At 56.7% G+C, this 252-nt stretch carries 1 pseudogene; it reads right to left on the bottom strand.

Features of this window, described 5'->3' with window-relative positions:
• A pseudogene (gene secY / locus SB751_RS33300) lies at positions 1-252 on the bottom strand (preprotein translocase subunit SecY); the annotation flags it as partial.

Here is a 252-nt window from a genome sequence, read left to right as displayed (position 1 = left end):
CCGGCTGATTTTCCAGTGCGACGGCAATGCCGAATGCCTGGAACGTCGCCAGCAGGACCGTGAAGATACGTGTGTACTGCGTGATCTTCCGCTGTCCCGCCTGCCCCTCTTTCTTCAGCGCCTCGAGCTGCGGCGAGACAATCGCCAGCAACTGCATGATGATCGATGCCGAAATATAAGGCATGATCCCCAACGCGAAAATCGTGAACCGCGAAAGTGCGCCACCCGAGAACATGTTGAACATGCCAAGGA

Source organism: Cupriavidus sp. SIMBA_020 (assembly GCF_046535395.1).
In the GTDB taxonomy this organism is placed as follows: domain Bacteria; phylum Pseudomonadota; class Gammaproteobacteria; order Burkholderiales; family Burkholderiaceae; genus Cupriavidus; species Cupriavidus campinensis.
The sequence above is the reverse complement of the archived record's forward strand: the minus strand, read 5'-3'. Positions and strand labels throughout refer to the sequence as shown.